Here is a 22,490-nt window from a genome sequence, read left to right on the forward strand (position 1 = left end):
CACGCACATGAAAACAAGCCTGAAACACCTCACGCGCCGCACCGTTCTGGGTGCCGGTATCGCCGCTGCTGCCTTCGGCATGGCCGCACCGGCCCAGGCCCAGGCGGCCTTTCCGTCGAAGAACCTTCGCATCGTCGTGCCGTTCGCCGCTGGTGGCGTGGGCGACCTGACCGCGCGCATCGTGGCCTCCAAGCTTGCCGATCTGCTCAAGCAGCCGGTGGTGATCGAAAACCGCCCTGGTGCCGGCGGTGTGGTCGCGGCCGAAACCGTGGCGCGCTCGGAGCCCGATGGCCACACCCTGTTCCTGATGTCCAACGGCACCGCAGTCACCGCCGGCCTGTTCAAGAGCCTGCCGTTCGACACCGTCAAGGACTTCACGCCCGTGTCCACGCTGGGCTACTTCGACATCGCCGTGATCGTGCCGGCGAACTCGCCACACAAGACCCTGAAAGAGCTGGTGGCCTTCGCAAAGGCCAACCCCGGCAAGCTCAACGTGGGCAGCATCAACATCGGCAGCACGCAGAACCTGGCCGCCGAACTGTTCAAGAGCACGGCCGATATCGAGGCCCAGGTCGTGCCGTTCAAAGGCACACCCGAGCTGATCGGTGCGATCCGTGGCCAGCAGGTCGATGTGGCGGTCGAGATTCTCTCGCCCATGCTCACGCACATCCAGAGCGGAGCCCTGCGCGCCCTGGCCGTGACCGGCGAGAAGCGCTCCATCGTGCTGCCCGATGTGCCCACCGCGCTGGAGTCGGGTGTGAAGGAGTTCGTGGCCTCGTCGTGGAACGCACTGGCCGTACCCTCGAAGACGCCGCGTCCTGTGGTGGATCGCCTGCAGCGCGAGATCGCCGCGGCGCTGGCCGACCCGGCTGTGCGCGAGAAATTGCGCGGGCTCAACATCGACGCGCGTGCGTCCACCCCCGAGCAGACCGCCGCGCTGCTGGCCTCCGACATCCGCCGCTGGGGCGCCGTGATCGAGCGCGCCGGCATTCCAAAACAGTGAGGCCTGGATGGCGGTGCAGCGCGTCGGCATCGTGGGCTACGGCGAGGTGGGCCGCATCTTCGCGGCCGGCCTGAAGGACGCCGGGGTCGAATGGGTCGGGGTGTGGGACTTGAAGCTCGCCGACCCCGATCAGCGCAGCGAGTTGCAGGCCGTTGCAGCGGCACAGGGCGTGCAGACCTGCGCCAGCGCGGCCGAGTTGTGCGCCCAAGCCACGTTGGTGATCTCCGCCGTCACCGCATCCGGCACCCTGGCGGTGGCCCATGACGTCGCGGCCCACGTCCAGCCCGATGCCTTCTTTCTCGACCTGAACTCCGCCTCGCCCGGCACCAAGCAGCGGGCCGCCGGGCTGGTGGATGCGGCGGGTGGACGCTGTGTGGAAGCCGGTGTGATGACCTCGGTGCCTCCGCACGGGCTGCGTGTGCCGATGCTGCTGGGTGGGCTGCACGCAGCCGAGCTGGCCGACCAACTGCGGGCCTGGGGCATGGAGGTGCAGGTGGTGAGCGAGCGCATCGGCGTGGCCTCGGCCACCAAGATGTGCCGCAGCGTGATGATCAAGGGCCTGGAGGCCCTGGTGCTGGAGAGCTATGCGACGGCGCGCCACCACGGCGTGGAAGACGCCATGATCGCCACGCTGCAGGAAACGTTTCCCGGCATTGACTGGCAACAGCAAGGCAGCTACTTCTTCAGTCGTGTGGCAAAGCACGGCCAGCGCCGCGCCGAGGAAATGCGCGAGGCGGCGCACACCGTGCGCGAGGCCGGCTTCGAGCCCTTCATGGCCGAGGCCATCGCCGGCAAGCACGACTGGATGGCTGCCCAGGCGCGCGCCGGCCATTTCGACGGCCTGGCACCGAGCCCGCCGTGGCAGGAATGGGCCGACCGCCTGCTCGCCGCGCGCGGGCCGGGCAGCAAGACCTGAGCGCGGACCCGCAGCGTGCTCGACATCCTGGCCATCACCGGCCCGATCTACCTCTGCATCGCAGCCGGCTTCGCCTGCGTTCGCTGGCGCATCTTCGACAAGGCCGACATGCGCGTGCTTGGTCGCTTCGTGATCCAGATCGCGATACCGGCGCTGCTGTTCAATTCACTGGCTTCGCGCCCGCTGCGCGAGGTGGTGCACCCGGGCTACCTGCTGGCTTTCGCGGCGGGCTCGGTGCTGGTGCTGCTGGGTGCGCTGGCATTCGCGCTCAAGGTGCAGCGCAAGGGCCTGACCGAAAGCGCCTACATGGCCATGGGCATGAGCTGCTCGAACAGCGGTTACGTGGGTTACCCGGTCATGTTGCTGGCCTTCGGGCCGCTGGCCGGGGTGATCCTGGCGCTCAACCTGATCGTGGAAAACCTGATCAAGCTGCCGCTGCTGTTCACGCTGGCCGATGCTGGCGCGCACGAGGGCGAGCGCCTCTCGCTCACGCAAGCCCTGCGGCAGACCGGCGCGCGCCTGGTGCGCAACCCCATGATCGTGGCCATCCTGGCCGGCTTCGTGGTCGCGCTGTTCGACTGGCAACTGCCGACCGTGGTGGCCCGCACGGTCACGCTGTTTTCCGCGGCCAGCAGCGGCATCGCGCTGTTTGTCATCGGCGGCACGCTGGTGGGCTTGCAGGTGCGCGGCCTTCGCCGGCAGGTGGCGCTGATCAGCGCGGGCAAGCTGCTGCTGCATCCGCTGGCGGTGTTTGGCGCCGTCGCACTGCTGCCCTTGCTCGGGCTGCCCGCGGTGCAGGGCGAGTTGCGCGCCGCCGCCGTGCTCTCGGCGGCCATGCCGATGCTGGGCATCTACCCGCTGCTGGCGCAGCGTCACGGCTTCGAGGGTTTCACCGCGGCGGCGCTCCTGGCCACCACCGTGGCCTCGTTCTTCACGCTCAGCGCCATCCTCTGGCTGATGCGCCACAGCGCCGGTTGGCTGGGCTGAGTGTCAGCGGGCGTTGAGCGCGTCCAGCGTCTGGCGGATCAGGTCCAGCGTCTTCTGCTGTGTGAGCGTGGCCGGGCGCTGTGAGCTGGTGGCCAGGCTCAGCCGCGTCTTCAGTGGCGGGCTGACGGAGCGGATGCGGTAGGCCGACGGCCGGATCGAACTGGCCACGGCGTTGCGCGAGAGCAGAGCGGCACCTGCCCCGTCGGCCACCAGGTCGAGGATGGCCGACACGCCGTCGATCTCCAGCGCCACCGTGGGCCGGCAGCCGATGTTGGCCATCTCGGTTTCCACCTGCATGCGGATCGCGTTGGGCCGGCTGGGGATCACCAGCGGCATGCTGGCCACCTCGCGCAGGCTGATGGCGGTGGGTGGGTCTTCGCTCAGGCCGGGTGGGCGCGGCTCCACCAGCAGCAACTCTTCGTCGCGCAGCGGGTGGATGTCGATCTCGGCGGCGGGTTGTGCGTTGTAGAGCACGGCGATGTCCAGCCGCCCGGTGGTCAACCACTCCAGCATGGTGACCGACAGCGCTTCGCTGATGGACAGGCTGGCCTCGGGCAGTTGCGCGCGGAAAGCGCGCGTGAGCGGCACCATGAGCACCCGCGCGAGGCTGGGTGGCAGGCCGATGGCCACGCGCCCGGCGAGCGCGCCGCGCACGCGGCCCAGCTCTTCACGCGCGCGCTCCACCTGGTGCAGGATGCCTCGGCCATGGGCCAGCAGCAGCTTGCCCGCTTCGGTGGGGGTGGCACCCCGTCCGTTGCGCACCAGCAGGTTTTGCCGCAGTTCCACTTCGAGCTGGCGCACCTGGCGCGAGAGCGCGGGCTGCGCCACATTCAACGCCATCGAAGCCCGCGTGAAACTGCCCAGCTCGGCCACGCGGACAAAGTATTCGAGTTGCTTGAGGTCCATGGTGCTGACAGGCGAACGGAAGGTGGAAACAGGTGTTGATCATAGTTATGTAATTTCGTTCTAGCTGCTAGCCAGTCATGTGACTTTTCTCGCGAAGAGGCAGGGTTCACAATCCACCAACTTGTCCCAAGCCCATGCCAAATACCTCTGCCACCCCCCCTGTCAACACCCGCCTCAATGGCATCTCGTCCATGGCGACGCGCCAGGTGCTGGCCGAACTGGTGGCGGGCTTCGAGGCTGCCAGCGGCGTGTCGGTGGCGATCGAATCGGTGGGCGGTGTGGACGCCGCCCGGCGGGTGCAGGCCGGTGAAGCCTTCGACGTCGTGATCCTCGCGATGGATGCCATCGACAAGCTGGTCGCCAGCGGTCACCTGCGGCCCGGCAGCCGGGTGGACCTGGTGCGCTCGGGCGTGGCGGTGGCCGTGCGCGCCGGTGCACCTGTGCCCGATCTGGGCTCCGAAGACGCGGTGCGCAGCGCCGTGCTGGCCGCGCGCAGCATCAGTTATTCCACCGGGCCCAGCGGTGTCGCGCTGGCGAAATTGTTCGAGCGCTGGGGCATCACCGAGCAAATCCAGGGCCGCATCGTTCAGGCGCCACCCGGCGTGCCGGTGGCCTCGTTGGTGGCCCGCGGCGAGGTGGAGCTGGGTTTCCAGCAGCTCAGCGAACTGCTCGGCGTGGCCGGCATCGCAATAGCTGGCCCCTTGCCTGCGGCCATCCAGATCGTCACCACGTTTTCCGCTGGCATCCCGGTGCACACGACCCACGCCGAGGCCGTGAGCGCCCTGCTGGCGTACATGGCCGCGCCGCAGGCGACCGATGCCAAGCGACGACAGGGCATGGAGCCCGCGTGAGCCTTTTCAGACCACAACAAGACACCCAGGAGACAACATGAGCCTCATCATCGATTGCCACGGCCACTACACCACGGCACCCAAGGCGCTGGAGAACTGGCGCAACGCGCAGATCGCCGGCATCAAAGACCCGGCGGCCATGCCCAAAGTCGACGATCTGAAAATCAGCGACGACGAGTTGCGCGAGTCCATCGAGACCAACCAGCTCAAGCTCATGAAGGAGCGCGGCAGCGACATCACGCTGTTCAGCCCGCGTGCGAGCTTCATGGCGCACCACATCGGCGACTTCAACGTGTCGAGCACCTGGGCCGCCATCTGCAACGAACTTTGTTTTCGCGTGAGCGAGCTGTTCCCCGACCACTTCGTGCCGGTGGCCATGCTGCCTCAGTCACCCGGCGTTGACCCAGCCACCTGCATTCCCGAACTGGAGAAGTGCGTCAAGGAATACGGTGCGGTGGGTATCAACCTGAACCCCGATCCGTCGGGCGGCCACTGGACCAGCCCGCCGCTGACCGACCGGCACTGGTACCCCATCTACGAGAAGATGGTCGAGCACGACCTGCCGGCCATGATCCACGTGAGCACCAGTTGCAACGCGTGTTTCCACACCACTGGCGCGCACTACCTCAACGCCGACACCACGGCCTTCATGCAGCTGATCCAGGGCGATCTGTTCAGGGACTTCCCCACGCTGAAGTTTTTGATCCCCCACGGCGGCGGTGCGGTGCCTTACCACTGGGGCCGCTTCCGCGGCCTGGCGCAGGAGATGAAGAAGCCGCTGCTGGACACGCACGTGATGAACAACGTGTTCTTCGACACCTGCGTCTACCACCAGCCCGGCATCGACCTGCTCAACACCGTGATCCCGGTGAAGAACGTGCTGTTCGCCAGCGAGATGATCGGCGCGGTGCGCGGCATCGACCCGACCACGGGCAACTATTACGACGACACCAAGCGCTACATCGAAGGCTCGAAGATCCTGAGTGCGGACGACAAGCACCAGATCTACGAAGGCAATGTGCGCCGGGTGTTCACTCGACTCGATTCGCGACTGAAGGCAAAGGGGATCTGACATGTACGAACTCGGCGTTGTTTACCGCAACATCAAACGCGCGGACCGCGCAGCCGCCGACGGCCTGGCCGCGCTCGGCTCGGCCACGGTGCACGAGGCAATGGGCCGCGTGGGCCTGCTCAAACCCTACATGCGCCCGATCTACCCGGGCTGCCAGGTGAGCGGCACGGCAGTCACCGTGCTGCTGCACCCGGGCGACAACTGGATGCTGCATGTGGCGGCAGAACAGATCCAGCCCGGCGACATCGTGGTGGCCGCCATCACAGCCGAATGCACCGATGGCTACTTTGGCGACCTGCTGGCCACCAGCTTCCAGGCGCGTGGCGCGCGCGCGCTCATCATCGACGCCGGTGTGCGCGACGTGAAAGAGCTGCAGAAGATGGGTTTCCCGGTGTGGAGCAAGGCCATCAGCAGCAAAGGTTGCATCAAGGCCACCATCGGCTCGGTGAACATCCCCGTGGTGTGTGCCGGCATGCTGGTGACGCCGGGCGACGTGGTCGTGGCCGACGACGATGGTGTGGTGTGTGTGCCGGCCGCGCGTGCCGTGACCACGCTCGAAGCTGCGCAGCACCGCGAGAGTTTTGAAGGCGAGAAGCGGGCCAAGCTGGCCAGCGGGGTGCTGGGGCTGGACATGTACAAGATGCGTGAGCCGCTCGAGAAGGCCGGTCTCAAGTACTTCGATTGAAAGCCTGACATGACAAATCCGACATCCGGAGACTTCACCAAAACCCCCGGCTGGCTCGACTGGTACACGGGCCCCAGCAAGCCGCGCTTCCAACTGCCCGCCGGCGCTGTGGACGCGCACTGCCACGTGTTCGGCCCCGGCGCCGAATTTCCCTATGCGCCGGAGCGCAAGTACACGCCGTGTGACGCGAGCAAAGCCCAACTGTTCGCGCTGCGCGACCACCTCGGCTTTGCGCGCAACGTGGTGGTGCAGGCCACCTGCCACGGCGCCGACAACCGCGCGCTGGTCGATGCGCTGGTGCACAGCGACGGCAAGGCGCGCGGTGTGGCCACCGTCAAGCGCAGCGTGAGCGACGACGAGCTGCAGGCCCTGCACAAAGCCGGCGTGCGCGGCGTGCGGTTCAACTTCGTCAAGCGCCTGGTGGACTTCACGCCCAAGGACGAGCTGATGGAGATCGCCGCCCGCATCCAGAAGCTGGGCTGGCACGTGGTGATCTATTTCGAGGCGGTGGACTTGCCCGAGCTGTGGGACTTCTTCACCGCGCTGCCCACCACCGTGGTGGTGGACCACATGGGCCGTCCCGACGTGGGCAAGCCGGTGGACGGCCCCGAGTTCGAGCTGTTCCTGAAGTTCATGCGCCAGCACCCCAATGTGTGGAGCAAGGTGAGCTGCCCCGAGCGTTTGAGCGTGACCGGCCCCAAGGCCCTGAACGGCGAACAGGCGGCTTACCAGGACGTGGTGCCGTTCGCGCGCAAGGTGATCGAGGAGTTCCCTGACCGCGTGCTCTGGGGCACCGACTGGCCGCACCCCAACCTCAAGGACCACATGCCCGACGACGGTCTGCTGGTGGATTTCATTCCGCAAATCGCGCCCTCGGCCGAGGCGCAGAAAAAACTTCTCGTGGACAACCCCATGAAGTTGTATTGGCCAGAGGAGGTCTGACATGGCACTCGACAAACCCTACCTCGACGTGCCCGGCACGACCATCTTCGACGCAGAACAATCCCGCAAGGGCTACTGGCTCAACCAGTTCTGCATGAGCCTCATGAAGGCCGAGAACCGCGAGCGATTCAAGAAGGACGAGCGCGCTTACTTGAACGAATGGGACATGACGGAAGAGCAGAAGTTGGCCGTGCTCGCGCGCGACCTCAACTGGTGCATCCGTCTGGGCGGCAACATCTATTTCCTCGCCAAGATCGGCGCCACCGACGGCAAGAGCTTTCAGCAGATGGCGGGCTCCATGACCGGCATGACCGAAGACGAGTACCGCAACATGATGATCGCCGGTGGCCGCTCGGCCGACGGCAACCGCGTGATCGGTGAAGGAGGGGACGCGCAGGCGCACCGCCAGCCGCAAGGCTCCGCTGGAAAGAAAGTGAACTGACATGGCACGCATCACCGCATCCGTCTATACCTCCCACGTGCCCGCCATCGGCGCTGCGCTCGACCTCGGAAAGACGCAGGAGCCGTATTGGCAACCCGTGTTCCAGGGCTACGAGTTCGGCAAGCAGTGGATGAAGGACAACAAACCCGATGTGATCTTTCTGGTCTACAACGACCACGCCACAGCCTTCAGCCTGGACATCATTCCCACCTTCGCCATCGGCACGGCGGCCGAGTACCAGCCGGCCGACGAAGGCTGGGGCCCGCGCCCGGTGCCCAAGGTCATCGGCCATCCGGCGCTGTCCGCGCACATCGCGCAGTCGGTCATCCAGCAGGACTTTGACCTCACCATCGTCAACAAGATGGACGTGGACCACGGCCTGACTGTGCCGCTCTCGCTGATGTGCGGCCAGCCCCAGGCCTGGCCTTGTCCGGTGATCCCGTTCGCGGTCAACGTGGTGCAGTACCCCGTGCCCAGCGGGCGGCGCTGCTACAACCTCGGCAAGGCGATTGCCAAGGCGGTGGCGAGTTTCGATGAAGACCTCAATGTGCAGATTTGGGGCACGGGCGGCATGAGCCACCAGCTGCAGGGTCCACGCGCCGGCCTGATCAACAAGGACTTCGACAACGAGTTCCTCGACAAGCTGATCAACGACCCCGAAGCCGCGGCGAGCATCCCGCACATCGACTACGTGCGCGAAGCCGGCAGCGAGGGCATCGAGCTCGTGATGTGGCTGATCGCGCGTGGCGCCATGGCCGACGCGGCCGGTGGGCCCAAGCCCAAGGCTGTGCGCCGCTTCTACCATGTGCCTGCCTCGAACACGGCGGTGGGCCACCTGATTCTGGAGAACACCTGACATGACAAAAACCATCAAAGTCGCCCTCGCAGGCGCCGGTGCCTTCGGCATCAAGCACCTGGACGGCATCAAGAACATCGACGGCGTTGAAGTCATCTCGCTGATCAGCCGCGATCTCGACAAGACGAAGGAAGTGGCGGCCAAGTACGGCATCAAGCACGTCACCACCGAGCTGTCCGATTCGCTCGCGCTCAAGGAGCTCGACGCCGTCATCCTGTGCACGCCCACGCAGATGCACGCCGAGCAGACCCTGGCCTGCCTGAAGGCCGGCAAGCATGTGCAGGTGGAGATTCCGCTGGCCGACAGCCTGGCGGGTGCGCAGGCCGTGGTGCAAGAACAGAAGAAGACCGGGCTGGTTGCGATGTGCGGCCACACCCGCCGCTTCAACCCCAGCCACCAGCACGTGCACAACGAGATCAAGGCCGGGCGGTTCAACATCCAGCAGATGGATGTGCAGACCTACTTTTTCCGCCGGACCAACACCAACGCGCTGGGCCAGGCACGCAGCTGGACCGACCACCTGCTGTGGCACCACGCCGCACACACGGTTGATCTGTTCGCCTACCAGTGCGGCAGTCCGATCGTGCAGGCCAACGCCATCCAGGGACCGATCCACTCCGCACTCGGTATTGCGATGGACATGAGCATCCAGCTCAAGGCCGCCAATGGCGCCATCTGCACGCTCAGCCTGAGCTTCAACAACGACGGCCCGCTGGGCACCTTTTTCCGATACATCGGCGACACCGCGACCTACCTCGCGCGCTACGACGACCTGTTCACCGGCAAGGAAGAAAAGATCGATGTGTCGAAGGTGGCGGTGAGCATGAACGGCATCGAGCTGCAGGACCGCGAATTCTTCGCCGCCATCCGCGAAGGCCGCGAGCCCAACTCGAGCGTGGCCAGTGTTTTTGCTTGCTACGAAGTGCTGCACCAGTTGGAACAGCAGTTGAACGCGAACGGCTGAAGCCATGCAACAACGACAACTCGGCCCCTTCAAAGTCTCGGCCCTGGGCCTGGGCTGCATGAACATCTGCCATGCCTACGGTGCGCCCGTCACACCCGATGCAGCCGAGCGTCTGTTGCTGTCTGCGCTGGACCAGGGCGTTACGCATTTCGACACTGCAGCGCTCTACGGCTTTGGTGTGAGCGAGACGCTGGTGGGCAAGGCTCTTTCAAAGCGCCGAAGCGAGTTCACGCTGGCCAGCAAGTGCGGCATGCAGGGTGTGGACCTGGCGGGCGACGGCAAACTGGTGCGCGTGATCGATGGTCGACCCGAGACGATCCGCGCCACCTGCGAGGCCGCACTCAAACGCCTGAAGACCGATGTGATCGACCTCTACTACCTGCACCGCTGGGACAAGCAAGTGCCGATCGAGGAGAGCGTGGGCGCGCTGAGCGACCTTGTGCGTGCGGGCAAGATCCAGACCATCGGCTTGAGCGAGGTGTCGGCCTCCACGCTGCGCCGCGCCCACGCGGTGCACCCGATCACCGCATTGCAGACCGAGTATTCGCTGTGGACGCGCAACCCCGAGATCGCGGTGTTGCAAGCCTGCCGCGAACTCGGCGTGGCCTTCGTGGCGTTCAGCCCGGTGGCGCGTGGTTTCCTGTGCGGCGAGATCGATGTGGGCACGCTGGACGCCAAGGACATCCGCCGCACCATGCCGCGTTTTGCGCCCGACAACTACGCTGCCAACCTCAAGCTGCTGGCCCCGTTCCAGGCCATCGCGCGCGAGGTGGGTTGCACGCCCGCCCAGCTGGCCATCGCATGGCTGCTGCACCTGGGCAACGACATCCTGCCCATTCCCGGCACGGCGCGCGAAGACCACCTGCGCGAGAACATCGGCGCGGCGGATGTGAAGCTGGATGTGGCCACCATGGCCAAACTGGACGCGTTGATCAACCAGCAGACCGTCAAAGGCAACCGCTACAACGAGCAGGCCAACCGCGAAGTCGACACCGAAGCCTGGTGATCCGAGCCGCTCCGCCGCTGCGCGGGTCGCTGCCCCCGGACTTACCTGGGCTGCCGCACGCAGCTCAAGTCGCCTTCCCTGCAATCCAGAAACCGCTGCAACTCGGCGGTGCGCTCGCGGGTCATGCGCGCCTGGCACTGCCAGTTGACCATGGGTGCGGCGCTGCCTCCCTCGATGCCGCTTTTCTCGAACTCACACGCTTTCACGCGGTACTGAATCCACTCGGTCTGCACCTGGCGAAGCAGCTTTCGCTGCGGGTTGCCCACGCTCTGCGACAGGGTCTTGTAGGCCGTGCTGTAAGCGGCGGTGGCATTCTCGAAATCCTGAAAGGCGCAGGCGTTCAGCGCGCTCTGGGTGCCGGGTGCCTTCGAACAGTCCACGGGCTCTGACTTGTTGCCCGTGGCCAGTGCCAACGCGCAGTGGCCTGTCAGGCCCAGGATCAACAGACGTTTCAGCAGGGTGGCTTTCATGCGGGCGCTCCGTGGCGCCGGAGTGGCGCGGTGGTCGGATTGTGCGGTGATCCCGCCCGACATGAAACGAAACAAACCGAAACCGCCTTGAGACGACGCGCGAGCGGGGTGTCGGCACCATCACGGTCATGTTCAACCCCTCCCCATCAAGGACACCGTCATGAATCCCTGGATCAAACGTTCCCTCATCGCCCTGACCGGCGTCACCATCGCCGTGGGTGGCCTCACCGCTTGCGGCACGCGCGGCCACCATGAACACGGCCCCATGAGCGCCGAGCGCATGACCGAGATGCGCGGCAAGGTCATCGACCGTGTGACGAAGAAGCTCGACCTCACCGCCGAGCAGCAGCAGAAGCTCGGTGTGCTGGCCGACAAGCTGCAGGCGCAACGCGCCGCCTTCATCGGTCAGACCACCGACCCGCGCGCCGAGGTGCGCCAACTGGTGGCCGGCGAGAAATTCGATCGCGCCCGCGCACTGAGCCTGCTGGACGAGAAAACCCGCGTGGTACAGGTGAGCAGCCCCGACGTGATCAACGCCATGGCCGACTTCTACGACAGCCTCAACCCGACCCAGCAGGCCGAGGTGCGCGAACTGATGCAAAAGCGCAGGGGCTGGTTTGGCCGCAGCTGATGGCGCCACGCCATCCACAGCAACGCAGTGTGAGAATGCCGCATGCACCGTGTACTGCTCATTGACGATGACGAACAGCTCGGGCCGCCGCTGGCCACCTACTTCCAGCGGTTCGAGCTTCAACTCACTCATGCACTCAAACCCAGCGAAGGCCTGGCGCGCTTGCGCAGTGGCGTGTTTGACGCCGCCATCCTCGACGTCATGCTGCCCGAGATGGATGGCTTCGAACTCTGCCGCACCATCCGCAAGGAAAGCGACATTCCCATCGTCATGCTGACCGCGCGTGGCGACGTGATGGATCGCGTGGTCGGCCTGGAGCTCGGCGCCGACGCCTACCTGCCCAAACCCTTCGAGCCCCGCGAACTGGTGGCCCACATCCAGACCATGCTGCGGCGTCGAAACGGTCACAACGGGCCGGCCAATGGTGCTGCGGTGCCAGACGTGCTGGCTTTCGAGGGCCTCACCATCGACCCGGCGCGCCGCAGCGTGACCCGCCAGGGCGAGATGGTGGATCTCACCGGTACCGAGTTTGAGCTGCTGCACCTGCTGGCGCGAGAGAGCGGGCGCGTGTTCACCCGAGACGACATCCTCAACCAGTTGCGCGGCCACGAAGCCGATCTCTACACCCGCGCGGTGGACATCGTGGTGAGCCGCCTGCGCAAGAAACTCGAGCCGCTGGACTGCATCAAGACCTTGCGCAACGCCGGCTACTCGCTCGCGCTGCGTCGCCTCGGGCCCACACCCCCATGACCTGGCTGCGCCGCCTGCGCCACTCCATCAAGCTGCGCCTGCTGGCGGTGTTTCTGCTGCTGGCGCTGTCGGTGGCATTCATCTTCATCAGCGGCGCGCAGAAGGCGTTTTCACTCGGTTGGCGAGAAGCGGCGCGTCCGCTCCTCATGGACTACGTGAGCCGCCTGGCTGCGGACGTGGCACCCGCTGGCACACCCGAGATTCAGCGCGCGCAAGCCATCGTGTCGCGCCTGCCCGTGATCACCATCGACATCAGCGGCCCCCAGGTGAACTGGCGCTCACACCCGGGCCTGGAGGCCCTGCAGGGCCGACGCAAGCCCGCTCGCGAAGGGGATCGTCACGATTGGGGTGACGACCGCGACTGGGATGCGCTGCTCAAGCGCGCGAGCGCCGACGGACACACCATCACCTTCGGCTTGAACGAGACCGCGTTCGAGCGCCGTCCGCGCCTGTTTGGCTTTGCCCTCACGGCCTTGCTGCTCATCACCGCTCTGGCGTGGCTGTATGCGCGCCGCTTGCTGCGCCCGCTGGACGACATCCGCGCCGGCGCCATGCGTTTTGGCGCCGGCGAGTTTGGTCAAGCCATCGCTCTGCCGCCGTCGCGCCGCCACGACGAGCTGGGGGAGCTGGCCGTGACCATCAACACCATGGGCCAGGACATCCACCAGATGCTGGAAGCCCAGCGTGCACTGCTGCTGGCCATCAGCCACGAGTTGCGCAGTCCGCTCACGCGCGCCCGGCTCAACACCGAGCTGCTGCCCGACACGGCAGATGTCGCGCCGCAACGCGACGCCCTGCTGCGAGACCTGGCTGAAATGGCCCAGCTCATCAGCGATCTGCTGGAGAGTGAACGCCTGGCCGGACGCCACCAGGCCCTGCACCGGGAGCCCACCGATGCCGCTCAGCTTGCTCGCGAAGTGATTGACGAACTCGCCCCCACCCAGCCCGCGGCCGGGCGCATCCATCTGCACATGGCAGCACACCTGCCCACCTTGCCGCTGGACCGCGTCCGCGTCCGGCTGTTGCTGCGCAACCTGCTGGACAACGCATTGCGTCACGGCGCGGGCGCTGCGCTTGCGCCGGAGCTGCACATGCGGCGCATGGGTGAAGGCGGGCATGGCATCGAGATCGAGGTGCGCGATCACGGCCCTGGCGTGCCGGAAGACCAGTTGCCACATCTCGCCCAGGCCTTCTTCCGCCCCGATACCGCCCGCACGCGCAATGCCGGCGGTGTGGGCTTGGGCCTCTACCTGTGCCGGCTGGTGGCGCAGGCGCATGGCGGCACATTGGCCGTGCGCAATGCACGACCGGGGCTGTCTGTGACGGTGACCTTGCCGCGGGCGTGATCGCCGCGCCTGAATGCCACACAAAAAAGGGAGCCGCTCGGGCTCCCTCTCGCATGACCAGGCTCAAGGCCGGTGGGATTCAGACGACGGGAATCTTCTGGCGGCGGCGAGCAGCCATCAAACCGAAAGCGCCCATGGCCATGAGGGCGAGTGAACCGGGCTCCGGCACGTCGCTACCGGGAGGTGCACACAGGGCGCCGCAGTAGGTGCCCGCGAGCGACAGCACCTTGAACGCATCGGTGGTGCTGGTGCTGCCCGCCCCGTAGGCGCTCACGAGCCAGTAGCTCGAAAAAACAGGGGTGGAAACCCCCTGCGTGTTGCCGGATTGGGTGCCGACGTTGAAGTAGTCGCCAATCAACACCCAGCCAGCAACAGAAGACGCATAGCTCGTTGGCGTGGCGGACGCGCCAGTCCACGCATAGATCGACACGTCGGAATCGTTGTAACTCACGCCGCCGCTGCTCACGGCATTGTCATGACCATTCCACCCCAGCGTGAGGCTGGTCAGGGAAACCGCCTCGGTGAACTTGAAGATCAGTGCGTCCAGTCCGCTCGCGTTGTCCAAGGCGTGTGGGCCGTTCGTGTTGGATTCGTTCACGTTCTGAACGCCCAGGCCACCGCTCCAGGCCCTCACGGTGGCGTCCGTGATGCTCGAACTGATGATCGAGGTGGCCCGCACTTCAACCCCACTGCTGCCGCACGTGCCGAAACTGCCCGCTGCGGCCACCACGTTGCCGCTGTCTCCGCATCCGCCGTAGGAGGCGGCCCAGTTCGTTGCGGCCTGGGCTGAAGCTCCTGCGAGCAGCAGGCAGGCTGCAGCAAGTGTTGAAAAGTAGTTTGAAAGATTGATTTGTTTGTTCATAGAAAGTATTTAAATAGTCAAAAAGAAGTAATTAATAAGATGGCATGCAGGAACCGGGCCAGATCAGAAAGTGCTTGGACAATCAAACAGTTACCGCATGCTGTCGAGCTCCATGAACTTGGGCTGTAAAGAATCCCGACGTCAGTTCAGGGACTTCAGCAGTTGCTCCGCGTCCCCGGCACCTTCAAACGGGCGTCCGGATTTCATGGCTTCTCGCAACTCTTCCAAGGCTTCGCCTTGGCGGCCAGTCTGCACCAGCACCTTGGCCAGGTGATAGCGGATTTCCGGGTTGGCAGGCTCCCTCAGACGGGCATCGCGCAGCAAGCTCAGAGCCAGATCGTGCTGGCCGAAATGGTGGTGTGCCCAGCCCAGTGTGTCGATCACCAGGGCGTTGGTGGGTGCCAGGCCATGCGCCTTCTCGGCGGTTTGGAGCGCGCCCTTGTCACCGAGCTTCAGTTGCACGTTGGCCAGATTGTTGAGTGCAGACACATCTTGCGGCTGGAACAGGAGCAGCGCCTGGTAGGAATGGCCTGCGTCGGTGTACCGGCCAGCCCGCGCATGCAGGCCGGCCAGGGCGTGCAGAACGACCGCGTCTTTGGGCATCTGACGAAGCCGCTGGGTGGCGGCTTCCCGGGCGCCCTTGTCGTTGCCCTGCGTTTCCAGCGTCTGCATGAGCCGCAGGGTGGTGCCGCTCGAAGGCTCCACGGCGTGTGCCTTGCGAAACGCTTCCAGCGCTGGGCCCGGGTGGTTTTGAGCGCTGGCGAGATCCCCCATCAGCATGTGACCGACTGCCCGACGCGGATGCTTCTGCACGATGCTGCGCGCACGCTGCTCCGCCTTGGCAACCTCACCGCGCTGGAACTCCACACGAGCCATCAGCACCTGCGCGGGCAAGGAGTCGGGCTGGCCGGTGAGGGCCTTGTCCAGGCTGTAGTACGCACCATCTGGGTTGTGTGCCGCCAGTTGCTGGGACGCGATGTCCACCTGCAGATCGGCGTCGAAGTCGGCCAGGCGGGTGGCTCTGCCGAGGGTGCCGCGTGCACCTTGGGCGTCGCCCATGGCCAACTGAGCGCGGCTGTAGAGCAGCAGACCCGTGATGTTGTCGGACGATTTCCCCTGCGCGATCCTGGCCTCGGCCAGCGCTTGCTCTGGCCGACCAGCGCGCAGATGAAGGTCCACCAGTGCCAGGTTCCATCGAAGCTCGCGCGGGCCCGAGTTGTCCCGGGCTTTCTCCAGCCAGGTTTGCGCTTCAGCGGCTTTGCCGCGCAGGTCGGCCACGCGGGCCATCTCGGCCAGGGCTTCGGTGTTGCGCGGGTTGGCCTTGAGCAGCCTCGTGAGGCGCTGTTCGGCCGCATGGAGTGCGCGCGCCTCCAGGTCGAGTCGCACCAGATGGAGCTGGGCCTGGGTGAGTTCGGGTGAGAGTTGGGCGGCTTTCTCGAACGAGGCGCGAGCGGCCTGAGCGTCGCCGTTCTGCACCAGAGCCATGCCGAGCAGCTTGTGCAGGCTGGCGTTGGCGGGTTGTTGCTTCACCAGCGTCTGGATCAAGGCCAGGCCCTTGGCCTGCTGGCCCTCGTGCAGATACAGCTGTGACAACACGATGGCAGCGGCCAGCTGTTTGGGGTCCTTTTTGTAGGCGGCCTCCAGCTCGGTCAGCGCACCGGTGGTCTGGCCCGAGCCCAGCAGGCTCATGCCGAGGGTGGTCCGGTAGTCGGCCAAATCCTGCAACTTGATCGTTTGCTGCATGAGGGCGGCGGCTCGCGCGTGTTTGCCTTGGGCGATGTAGACCGAGCCCAGCAGGTTGCTGGCCAGGCCATCGCCTGGCTGGCTTTTCAGGTAGTTCTCCAGCAAGGTGCCTGCCTCGTTCACGCTGCCCGTGCTGAGGTAGATGCGCGCCAGCAGTCGGCTGACCGGGCTGTTCGGTTGGGTGCGCAGGAATGCTTCCAGGTATTGCCGGGCCTTTCCTGGCTCGTTGAGCCCGTGGTGGGCCAGGCCGTTGAGCATGAGCAACTGTGAGCGGTACCGCATGAATGACATGGGGACCGGGTCGAGCAGCGCCGTCACTTCTCGCAGAGCTGCCTGGGCCTCTGGCACACGGCCCTGGCGTTCAGCCAGCAAGGCCTTCAAATAGGAGCCCCGAGGCTCCTTGGGAGAGATGCGCCGCAAGGTGGCCACGTCCCGCACCGCGTCGTCCATCCGGTTGGCGTCCAGGTGGAGGCCGATCTGTGCGATCAGCGCTTCGGCGTGGCCGGCATCCAGCTGCAAGGCCCGGGTGTAGGAGGCCCTCGCACCGTTCAAGTCGCCCTGCACATGCAGGATCGAACCTCTCTGGTAGTGGGCTTCCGCCAGTTGGGGTGCAATGCCCAGCGCGCGATCCGCCGCTTGCAGTGCCTCGGTGAACTGCCTGCTTCGGATCCGGATGGGCACTTCGGCCAGCCACACCTCGGGCGAACGGTTGTCCAGCCGTCGTGCTTCATCGATGGACAGCAGGGCAGGTGCGGTCTGTCCGAGATCGGCCTGAGCACCTGCGCGCAACAGGTGCATCTTGAGCTGAATGCCATTGGGCAGGCCCGCGGGTTGAAGGGCGGGATGGGACAGCATGTCCTGCTGTTTGCCCTGGGCGACCATGGACTGTCCCAACTGGACGACCACTTCGGCCCGATTGACGCCGAGCCTCAGCGCTTCGTTGAATGCAACTTCGGCCGCCACCACATCGCCGTTTTCCAGCAGCGCCTTGCCCAGCAGCAGTTGCACTGGCAGGTTGTTCGGGGTTTGCTTCAGCGCGTTCTTGAGCTGGATGATGGAACCGGGGTAGTCTTTTTTCTCGAAGCGCTGCAGCGCATCTTCGTAGAAGGGTGATGACATGTTGCCTTGGGCGAACGCCATGCTGCTTGCGGAGCACAGAACTGCCAGGAGGACCCGCCGATGCAGGCTTGATGCGCGGGCGAATGAGGGCGGATTGGGTTGATTCATGTAGTCATTTTCACTCATTGATATGAGTTATTGGTACTAAAAAATTGCCGCCGCCAGGATCGGCATCACGACCAGAGCCGATTTCTTTCGTCCGTTGCGCGAGTTGCGCTGTGTGTTTCGCCCAGCAAAAAGGGGAGCCAGTGGCTCCCCTTTGAGTGGTGATCTCGACGTGCGTTACAACGTGTCGATGAAGCTGCGCAGCTTGTCCGAGCGGCTGGGGTGCTTGAGCTTGCGCACCGCCTTGCTCTCGATCTGGCGGATGCGTTCGCGGGTCACGTCGAACTGCTTGCCCACTTCTTCCAGCGTGTGGTCCGTGGACATCTCAATGCCGAAGCGCATGCGCAGCACCTTGGCTTCGCGCGGCGTGAGGCTGTCGAGGATTTCCTTGACCACTTCGCGCAGACCGGCCTGCATCGCCGCCTCGATGGGGGCGGTGTTGGCCTGGTCTTCGATGAAGTCGCCCAGGTGGGAGTCGTCGTCGTCGCCGATCGGCGTTTCCATGGAAATCGGCTCTTTGGCGATCTTCATGATCTTGCGGATCTTCTCTTCGGGCATCTCCATCTTCTCGGCCAGGATGGACGCATCGGGCTCAAAGCCAAACTCTTGCAAGTGCTGGCGGCTGATGCGGTTCATCTTGTTGATGGTCTCGATCATGTGCACCGGGATGCGGATGGTGCGCGCCTGATCGGCGATCGAGCGGGTGATGGCCTGGCGGATCCACCACGTGGCATACGTGGAGAACTTGTAGCCGCGGCGGTATTCGAACTTGTCCACCGCCTTCATCAGGCCGATGTTGCCTTCCTGGATCAGGTCCAGGAACTGCAGGCCGCGGTTGGTGTACTTCTTGGCGATGGAGATCACGAGACGCAGGTTGGCCTCGATCATTTCCTTCTTCGCGTCGCGCGAGGTGGACTCGCCCGAATTCATGCGCTTGTGGATGTCCTTGAGGTGCGCCAGCGGCACAACCACGCTGCTCTGGATGTTCATCAGGCCGGTTTGCAGTTCCTGCACCGGCGGGATGTTGCGCTCCATCACCACGCTCCAGGGCTTGCCGGCGGCGGCCTGCTTCTCCACCCATTTCAGGTTGAGCAGGTTGGCCGGGAAGTCGGCGATGAACTTCTCTTGCGGCATGCCGCACTTGTCCACGATGATGCGGCGCAGTTCGCGTTCCTTCTTGCGCACGTCGTCCACCTGGCTGCGCATGGTGCTGCACAGCTTTTCGATGGCCTTGGCGGTGAAGCGGATCGACATCAGCGTCTCGGTGATCGCCTTCTGCGTCTTCAGGTAGGTCGGCGTGCCGTAGCCTTCCTTGTCGTAGGTCTTGTGCAGTTTCTCGAACAGTGTGCGCATGGTGTCGAAGCGTGTGAGGGCTTCGCGCTTGAGTTCTTCGAGCTTGCGCGTGAGGGCCTTGGAGCCGCCTTTGCCGTCATCGTCGTCGGCTTCGTCGTAGTCGTCGAAGTCTTCTTCGGCCACGTAATCGTCGGCCGCGTCGGCGTCGGCAAAGCCGTCGACCACGGTGGAGATGACGACCTTGCCACTGCGAATGTCTTCGGCCATCACCAAAATTTCGGCGATGGTGGCGGGGCTCTCGCTGATGGCGGCCATCATGTCGTTCAAGCCACCTTCGATGCGCTTGGCGATCTCGATTTCACCCTCGCGCGTGAGCAGCTCCACGGTGCCCATTTCGCGCATGTACATGCGCACGGGGTCGGTGGTGCGGCCGAATTCGCTGTCCACCGTGGAGAGAGCCGCTTCGGCTTCTTCTTCGGCTTCTTCTTCGGTGGCGGCGGTGGGACCGGTGTTGTTCAGCAGCAGGGTTTCGGCGTCGGGAGTCTGTTCGTAGACGGCCACACCCATGTCGTTGAGCAGCGAGACAACCACTTCCAGCGTCTCGGCTTCGACCAGCTTGTCGGGCAGGTGGTCGTTGATCTCGCCGTGCGTGAGGTAGCCGCGCGTCTTGCCCAGCTTGATCAGGGTCTTGAGGCGTTCGCGGCGGTTGCGCGCTTCTTCTTCGGACAGGACGGTCTCGTCCAGGCCGAATTCCTTCATCAGCGCGCGCTCTTTTGCCTTGCTGATCTTCATGCGCAGCGGCTTGACCTTTTCGGTCGTCGTCGAGGACGTGTCAACCGCTTCGGCCTCGACTTCACCGGTCAGGTCGTCTTCGATGTCGCTGAGATCGGCATCGTCCATGTCGCCATCGGACGACTTGCCTTTGGCATCGGCCTTGGGCTTGCGGCCGCGTTTGGCGGCGGGCTTGTCGTCACCTGCGGCGGCCTTGGCCGGGCGGCCAGCCTTCTTTTTCGCTGGCGCGTCTTCAATCAGTTCGGCGTCGAGGGCCTTGGCAACGGTCTTTTTGGCAGGCACGGCCTTGGCGGCGGCTTTGGCAGGGGTCTTGTCGGTCACAGCAGGAGCTTTCTTCGGGGGCAAAGCCGGGGCGGTGGCGTGTGAGACGGCCTTGTTGGCGGGTTTTGTGCTGGACGAGACGGGCGTGCTGGATTTCTTCGCGGGCATGAGGACCTCAGAAAAATGTCGAACTGGAACCGGCAGAACACACAAAAAACGCCTGAAGGCCGCGCGACGCGGTCCACCCCGGTGATTTTGTTGGGCACAACGCCCACCTTTCGCCGGAAAGGGTGGGCCTGCAAGCTGTTGGGGCGAACATTTGGTGTGCAGTCCTTGCGGGGATTCCGTCAGGCCCTAGGAGGGTCGCTGAGGTGGCCAGGAGAAGTGTCCATGTAGCCCTTGTCAAGGGCCGGGCCGGTGCCGGAGGTGCTGCTGTCGCGCTTGCGGTGCAAAACCGTGGATTATACCGCGCAGGCCGTATTTGACTAGGCCGAGGCGCCAGCTTTCAGGGCGGCGAGCTGGGCATTGACCCGCTTGTAGTCGTCCATTGCGCCTGTGTCGCCTTCGGCCACGCGGGTGGCCAGCAGGCGCGCCTGGGCTTCCAGCGCGTCGCGCCGCAGGCGGTTCATCACGTCGGTCAGCTCCGAGAGCTCGGAGGCGGGGTCGTCGCTGGGCGGGACCTGTTCCACCTGCGTGCAGGCAAACACCTCGTGTTCGTGCCCACGCAGGGCTTCCCGCAGGGCGGCCCAGGGCTGCGGGCCGTGTTCGTGCAGTTGCGCTTCGAGCCAGGCGAACAGCGCGCCGTGGGGCGCGGGCAGGTGGGCCAGCAGGCTGTGGTCGTCCGCCGAGAGGCCGTCCCAGGCCTGGGCGTTGGCCAGCAGCAGACCCACGGCTCGGTCGGCGCGGCTGCCGCCCGCACGTCGCGTGCCCAGCATGCGCGGCGGCGGGGGAGGGCCCTTGCGCCACTTGCTGTAGCCCTTTTTGCCGTAGCTGCTGCCGCTGTCACTGCGGTAGCTGCCGGCACTGGGTTCGTAGGCGCTGGCCGGGGATTCGTACGAGGTGCCGCCGTCGTAACCCGCGTCGTGCGACGACTGGGCGGGCGCTGGTCCCGCTGAGCGCGGCGCGCGCAATCCGCCAGCCTGTTGCCAGAGTTGCAGCAGGTCCGAGCTGCCGATGCCTATGCCGGCGGACAACTCGCCGATCAACTGGCGTTTCAAGGCGCCGTCGGGCAAGGCGCTCCAGAGCGGGCGCGCCTGGCTGGCCATGCGGGCACGGCCTTCCGCCGTGGAGAGGTCGCAGTCGGCGCTGGCGGCTTCGATCAAAAAGCGCGAGAGCGGCACGGCCTCCTTGACGCACTGGGCGAACGCTGCCTCGCCGTTGGCCCGGATGAAGCTGTCGGGGTCGTGCTCGGCGGGCAGGAACAGAAACTTCACGCTGCGCGTGTCGGTGGCCAGGGGCAGGGCGGCGTCGAGCGCCTTGCGCGCGGCGCGCCGGCCGGCGCCGTCACCGTCGAAGCTGAAGACCACCGAGTCGGTGAAGCGAAAGAGCTTCTGCACGTGGTCTGGCGTGCAGGCCGTGCCCAGCGTGGCCACGGCGTTGGCAAAGCCGAGCTGGGCCAGGGCCACCACGTCCATATAGCCCTCGGTGACGAGCGCGTAGCCCGCCACGCGGATGGCGGTGCGGCCTTCAAACAGGCCGTAGAGTTCGCGGCCTTTGCTGAACACCGGCGTCTCGGGTGAGTTCAGGTACTTGGGTTCGCCCTTGTCGAGCACGCGCCCGCCGAAGCCGATGCACTCGCCCTTGACGTTGCGGATCGGGAACATGATGCGGTCGCGGAAGCGGTCGTAGCGCTTGGCTTGCCCGTCGGCGCCTTTTTCGTCCTCGTGCTCGATCACCATGCCAGACTCCACCAGCAGCGGTTCCTGGTAGTCGGGGAACACGCTGGCCAGCGCGCGCCAGCCCTCGGGTGCATAGCCCAGGCCGAAGGTCTTGGCGATCTGGCCCGAGAGGCCGCGGCCCTTGAGGTAGGCAACAGCGCGCGGCGCCACCTTGAGCTGTTTCGCATAGGCCTGGGCGGCTTTCTCCAGCACGTCCGTGAGCGTGGCCTGCTTCTGGCGTTGTTGCGCGGCGCGCTCGCGGTCTTGCGGCGAGGCATCGTCTTCCGGAATTTGCATGCCGGTTTGCTGGGCCAGGTCTTTCACCGCCTCGATGAAGCTCATGCCCGCGTGTTCCATCAGGAAGCCGATGGCGTTGCCGTTGGCCCCGCAGCCGAAGCAGTGATAGAACTGCTTCGTGGGACTGACGCTGAACGAGGGCGATTTTTCGCCGTGGAACGGGCACAGGCCCATCAGGTTGGCGCCACCCTTCTTGAGCTGCACGTAACGCCCCACCACGTCGACCACATCGACGCGGTTGAGCAGTTCCTGGATGAAGGTCTGGGGGATGGCCACCGGGGTATTCTGACCGATGGGTTTCGAGCGGGCCGAGG

20 protein-coding genes are annotated in these 22,490 nt (G+C 65.3%); 14 read left to right on the top strand and 6 right to left on the bottom strand.

Annotated features, from left to right (window positions below; all coding sequences use genetic code 11):
- Positions 1-7 precede the first annotated feature (7 nt).
- Genes F9Z44_RS08375 through F9Z44_RS08385 form a run of 3 tightly spaced genes read left to right on the top strand, consistent with a single transcriptional unit; the run spans position 8 to position 2,906 of the window.
- Complete coding sequence (locus F9Z44_RS08375) at positions 8-1,003, top strand: Bug family tripartite tricarboxylate transporter substrate binding protein (RefSeq protein WP_442907270.1); 996 nt, start codon at positions 8-10, stop codon at positions 1,001-1,003.
- A gap of 7 nt (positions 1,004-1,010) precedes the next feature.
- Positions 1,011-1,919 (top strand): NAD(P)-dependent oxidoreductase, encoded by a 909-nt coding sequence (locus F9Z44_RS08380; protein WP_159605189.1) that lies wholly within the window; start codon positions 1,011-1,013, stop codon positions 1,917-1,919.
- A gap of 15 nt (positions 1,920-1,934) precedes the next feature.
- The gene (locus F9Z44_RS08385) at positions 1,935-2,906 is read left to right on the top strand and encodes an AEC family transporter (protein ID WP_159605190.1); all 972 of its coding nucleotides are present in this window, start codon (positions 1,935-1,937) and stop codon (positions 2,904-2,906) included.
- A gap of 3 nt (positions 2,907-2,909) precedes the next feature.
- On the opposite strand, the gene F9Z44_RS08390 is transcribed toward F9Z44_RS08385, so the two are convergent.
- Positions 2,910-3,812: a LysR substrate-binding domain-containing protein gene (locus tag F9Z44_RS08390; protein WP_159605191.1), complete on the bottom strand. Its 903-nt coding sequence runs from the start codon at positions 3,810-3,812 to the stop codon at positions 2,910-2,912.
- Positions 3,813-3,946: 134 nt separating this feature from the next.
- Here F9Z44_RS08390 and F9Z44_RS08395 point away from each other — a divergent pair, with 134 nt between their 5' ends.
- Genes F9Z44_RS08395 through F9Z44_RS08430 form a run of 8 tightly spaced genes read left to right on the top strand, consistent with a single transcriptional unit; the run spans position 3,947 to position 10,630 of the window.
- A complete protein-coding gene (locus F9Z44_RS08395; RefSeq protein WP_236574298.1) occupies positions 3,947-4,663 on the top strand; it encodes a substrate-binding domain-containing protein in 717 nt (238 codons plus the stop codon).
- Positions 4,664-4,700: 37 nt separating this feature from the next.
- Positions 4,701-5,735 carry an amidohydrolase family protein gene (locus F9Z44_RS08400; protein WP_159605192.1) on the top strand — a complete coding sequence of 345 codons (1,035 nt, stop codon included), beginning with the start codon at positions 4,701-4,703 and terminating at the stop codon, positions 5,733-5,735.
- A gap of 1 nt (position 5,736) precedes the next feature.
- Positions 5,737-6,420, top strand: coding sequence for a 4-carboxy-4-hydroxy-2-oxoadipate aldolase/oxaloacetate decarboxylase (gene ligK / locus F9Z44_RS08405; protein ID WP_159605193.1), 684 nt, complete (start codon positions 5,737-5,739; stop codon positions 6,418-6,420).
- A gap of 9 nt (positions 6,421-6,429) precedes the next feature.
- Positions 6,430-7,362, top strand: coding sequence for an amidohydrolase family protein (locus tag F9Z44_RS08410; protein ID WP_159605194.1), 933 nt, complete (start codon positions 6,430-6,432; stop codon positions 7,360-7,362).
- A gap of 1 nt (position 7,363) precedes the next feature.
- The gene (gene ligA / locus F9Z44_RS08415) at positions 7,364-7,804 is read left to right on the top strand and encodes a protocatechuate 4,5-dioxygenase subunit alpha (protein WP_159605196.1); all 441 of its coding nucleotides are present in this window, start codon (positions 7,364-7,366) and stop codon (positions 7,802-7,804) included.
- 1 nt (position 7,805) lies between these two features.
- Positions 7,806-8,660, top strand: coding sequence for a class III extradiol dioxygenase subunit beta (locus tag F9Z44_RS08420; RefSeq protein ID WP_159605198.1), 855 nt, complete (start codon positions 7,806-7,808; stop codon positions 8,658-8,660).
- 1 nt (position 8,661) lies between these two features.
- Positions 8,662-9,624: a Gfo/Idh/MocA family oxidoreductase gene (locus F9Z44_RS08425; RefSeq protein ID WP_159605200.1), complete on the top strand. Its 963-nt coding sequence runs from the start codon at positions 8,662-8,664 to the stop codon at positions 9,622-9,624.
- Between the two features lie 4 nt (positions 9,625-9,628).
- Positions 9,629-10,630: an aldo/keto reductase gene (locus tag F9Z44_RS08430; RefSeq protein WP_159605202.1), complete on the top strand. Its 1,002-nt coding sequence runs from the start codon at positions 9,629-9,631 to the stop codon at positions 10,628-10,630.
- A gap of 41 nt (positions 10,631-10,671) precedes the next feature.
- On the opposite strand, the gene F9Z44_RS08435 is transcribed toward F9Z44_RS08430, so the two are convergent.
- Complete coding sequence (locus tag F9Z44_RS08435; protein WP_159605204.1) at positions 10,672-11,100, bottom strand: lysozyme inhibitor LprI family protein; 429 nt, start codon at positions 11,098-11,100, stop codon at positions 10,672-10,674.
- 160 nt (positions 11,101-11,260) lie between these two features.
- Here F9Z44_RS08435 and F9Z44_RS08440 point away from each other — a divergent pair, with 160 nt between their 5' ends.
- From F9Z44_RS08440 to F9Z44_RS08450, 3 genes are read left to right on the top strand one after another with little or no spacing between them, the layout of a single operon-like run.
- Entirely contained in the window at positions 11,261-11,731 is a 471-nt protein-coding gene (locus F9Z44_RS08440) for a Spy/CpxP family protein refolding chaperone (RefSeq protein WP_159605206.1), read from the top strand.
- Between the two features lie 42 nt (positions 11,732-11,773).
- Positions 11,774-12,481: a response regulator transcription factor gene (locus F9Z44_RS08445; RefSeq protein ID WP_159605208.1), complete on the top strand. Its 708-nt coding sequence runs from the start codon at positions 11,774-11,776 to the stop codon at positions 12,479-12,481.
- Complete coding sequence (locus F9Z44_RS08450; RefSeq protein WP_159605210.1) at positions 12,478-13,827, top strand: HAMP domain-containing sensor histidine kinase; 1,350 nt, start codon at positions 12,478-12,480, stop codon at positions 13,825-13,827. Before F9Z44_RS08445 ends, F9Z44_RS08450 begins: the two co-directional genes overlap by 4 nt.
- Before the next feature lie 79 nt (positions 13,828-13,906).
- On the opposite strand, the gene xdp1 is transcribed toward F9Z44_RS08450, so the two are convergent.
- The 4 genes from xdp1 to dnaG form a co-directional block, all read right to left on the bottom strand.
- Positions 13,907-14,689 carry an exosortase-dependent surface protein XDP1 gene (gene xdp1, locus F9Z44_RS08455; protein ID WP_159605212.1) on the bottom strand — a complete coding sequence of 261 codons (783 nt, stop codon included), beginning with the start codon at positions 14,687-14,689 and terminating at the stop codon, positions 13,907-13,909.
- 141 nt (positions 14,690-14,830) lie between these two features.
- Complete coding sequence (gene prsT, locus F9Z44_RS08460; RefSeq protein ID WP_159605214.1) at positions 14,831-17,572, bottom strand: XrtA/PEP-CTERM system TPR-repeat protein PrsT; 2,742 nt, start codon at positions 17,570-17,572, stop codon at positions 14,831-14,833.
- Between the two features lie 261 nt (positions 17,573-17,833).
- Complete coding sequence (gene rpoD, locus F9Z44_RS08465; RefSeq protein ID WP_159605216.1) at positions 17,834-20,170, bottom strand: RNA polymerase sigma factor RpoD; 2,337 nt, start codon at positions 20,168-20,170, stop codon at positions 17,834-17,836.
- A 317-nt stretch (positions 20,171-20,487) separates the two neighbouring features.
- The gene (dnaG, locus tag F9Z44_RS08470) at positions 20,488-22,452 is read right to left on the bottom strand and encodes a DNA primase (RefSeq protein WP_159605218.1); all 1,965 of its coding nucleotides are present in this window, start codon (positions 22,450-22,452) and stop codon (positions 20,488-20,490) included.
- Positions 22,453-22,490 lie beyond the last annotated feature (38 nt).

Origin of the sequence: Hydrogenophaga sp. PBL-H3 (assembly GCF_010104355.1) — a bacterium.
Taxonomy (GTDB): domain Bacteria; phylum Pseudomonadota; class Gammaproteobacteria; order Burkholderiales; family Burkholderiaceae_C; genus Hydrogenophaga.

Excerpts from the sequence above, each read along its gene's own strand:
- F9Z44_RS08375 (WP_442907270.1), top strand. The coding sequence starts at position 8 with ATGAAAACAAGCCTGAAACACCTCACGCGCCGCACCGTTCTGGGTGCC.
- F9Z44_RS08380 (WP_159605189.1), top strand. The coding sequence starts at position 1,011 with ATGGCGGTGCAGCGCGTCGGCATCGTGGGCTACGGCGAGGTGGGCCGC.
- F9Z44_RS08390 (WP_159605191.1), bottom strand. The coding sequence starts at position 3,812 with ATGGACCTCAAGCAACTCGAATACTTTGTCCGCGTGGCCGAGCTGGGC.
- F9Z44_RS08395 (WP_236574298.1), top strand. The coding sequence starts at position 3,947 with ATGCCAAATACCTCTGCCACCCCCCCTGTCAACACCCGCCTCAATGGC.
- F9Z44_RS08400 (WP_159605192.1), top strand. The coding sequence starts at position 4,701 with ATGAGCCTCATCATCGATTGCCACGGCCACTACACCACGGCACCCAAG.
- ligK (WP_159605193.1), top strand. The coding sequence starts at position 5,737 with ATGTACGAACTCGGCGTTGTTTACCGCAACATCAAACGCGCGGACCGC.
- F9Z44_RS08410 (WP_159605194.1), top strand. The coding sequence starts at position 6,430 with ATGACAAATCCGACATCCGGAGACTTCACCAAAACCCCCGGCTGGCTC.
- ligA (WP_159605196.1), top strand. The coding sequence starts at position 7,364 with ATGGCACTCGACAAACCCTACCTCGACGTGCCCGGCACGACCATCTTC.
- F9Z44_RS08420 (WP_159605198.1), top strand. The coding sequence starts at position 7,806 with ATGGCACGCATCACCGCATCCGTCTATACCTCCCACGTGCCCGCCATC.
- F9Z44_RS08425 (WP_159605200.1), top strand. The coding sequence starts at position 8,662 with ATGACAAAAACCATCAAAGTCGCCCTCGCAGGCGCCGGTGCCTTCGGC.
- F9Z44_RS08430 (WP_159605202.1), top strand. The coding sequence starts at position 9,629 with ATGCAACAACGACAACTCGGCCCCTTCAAAGTCTCGGCCCTGGGCCTG.
- F9Z44_RS08435 (WP_159605204.1), bottom strand. The coding sequence starts at position 11,100 with ATGAAAGCCACCCTGCTGAAACGTCTGTTGATCCTGGGCCTGACAGGC.
- F9Z44_RS08440 (WP_159605206.1), top strand. The coding sequence starts at position 11,261 with ATGAATCCCTGGATCAAACGTTCCCTCATCGCCCTGACCGGCGTCACC.
- F9Z44_RS08445 (WP_159605208.1), top strand. The coding sequence starts at position 11,774 with ATGCACCGTGTACTGCTCATTGACGATGACGAACAGCTCGGGCCGCCG.
- F9Z44_RS08450 (WP_159605210.1), top strand. The coding sequence starts at position 12,478 with ATGACCTGGCTGCGCCGCCTGCGCCACTCCATCAAGCTGCGCCTGCTG.
- xdp1 (WP_159605212.1), bottom strand. The coding sequence starts at position 14,689 with ATGAACAAACAAATCAATCTTTCAAACTACTTTTCAACACTTGCTGCA.
- prsT (WP_159605214.1), bottom strand. The coding sequence starts at position 17,572 with ATGGCGTTCGCCCAAGGCAACATGTCATCACCCTTCTACGAAGATGCG.
- rpoD (WP_159605216.1), bottom strand. The coding sequence starts at position 20,170 with ATGCCCGCGAAGAAATCCAGCACGCCCGTCTCGTCCAGCACAAAACCC.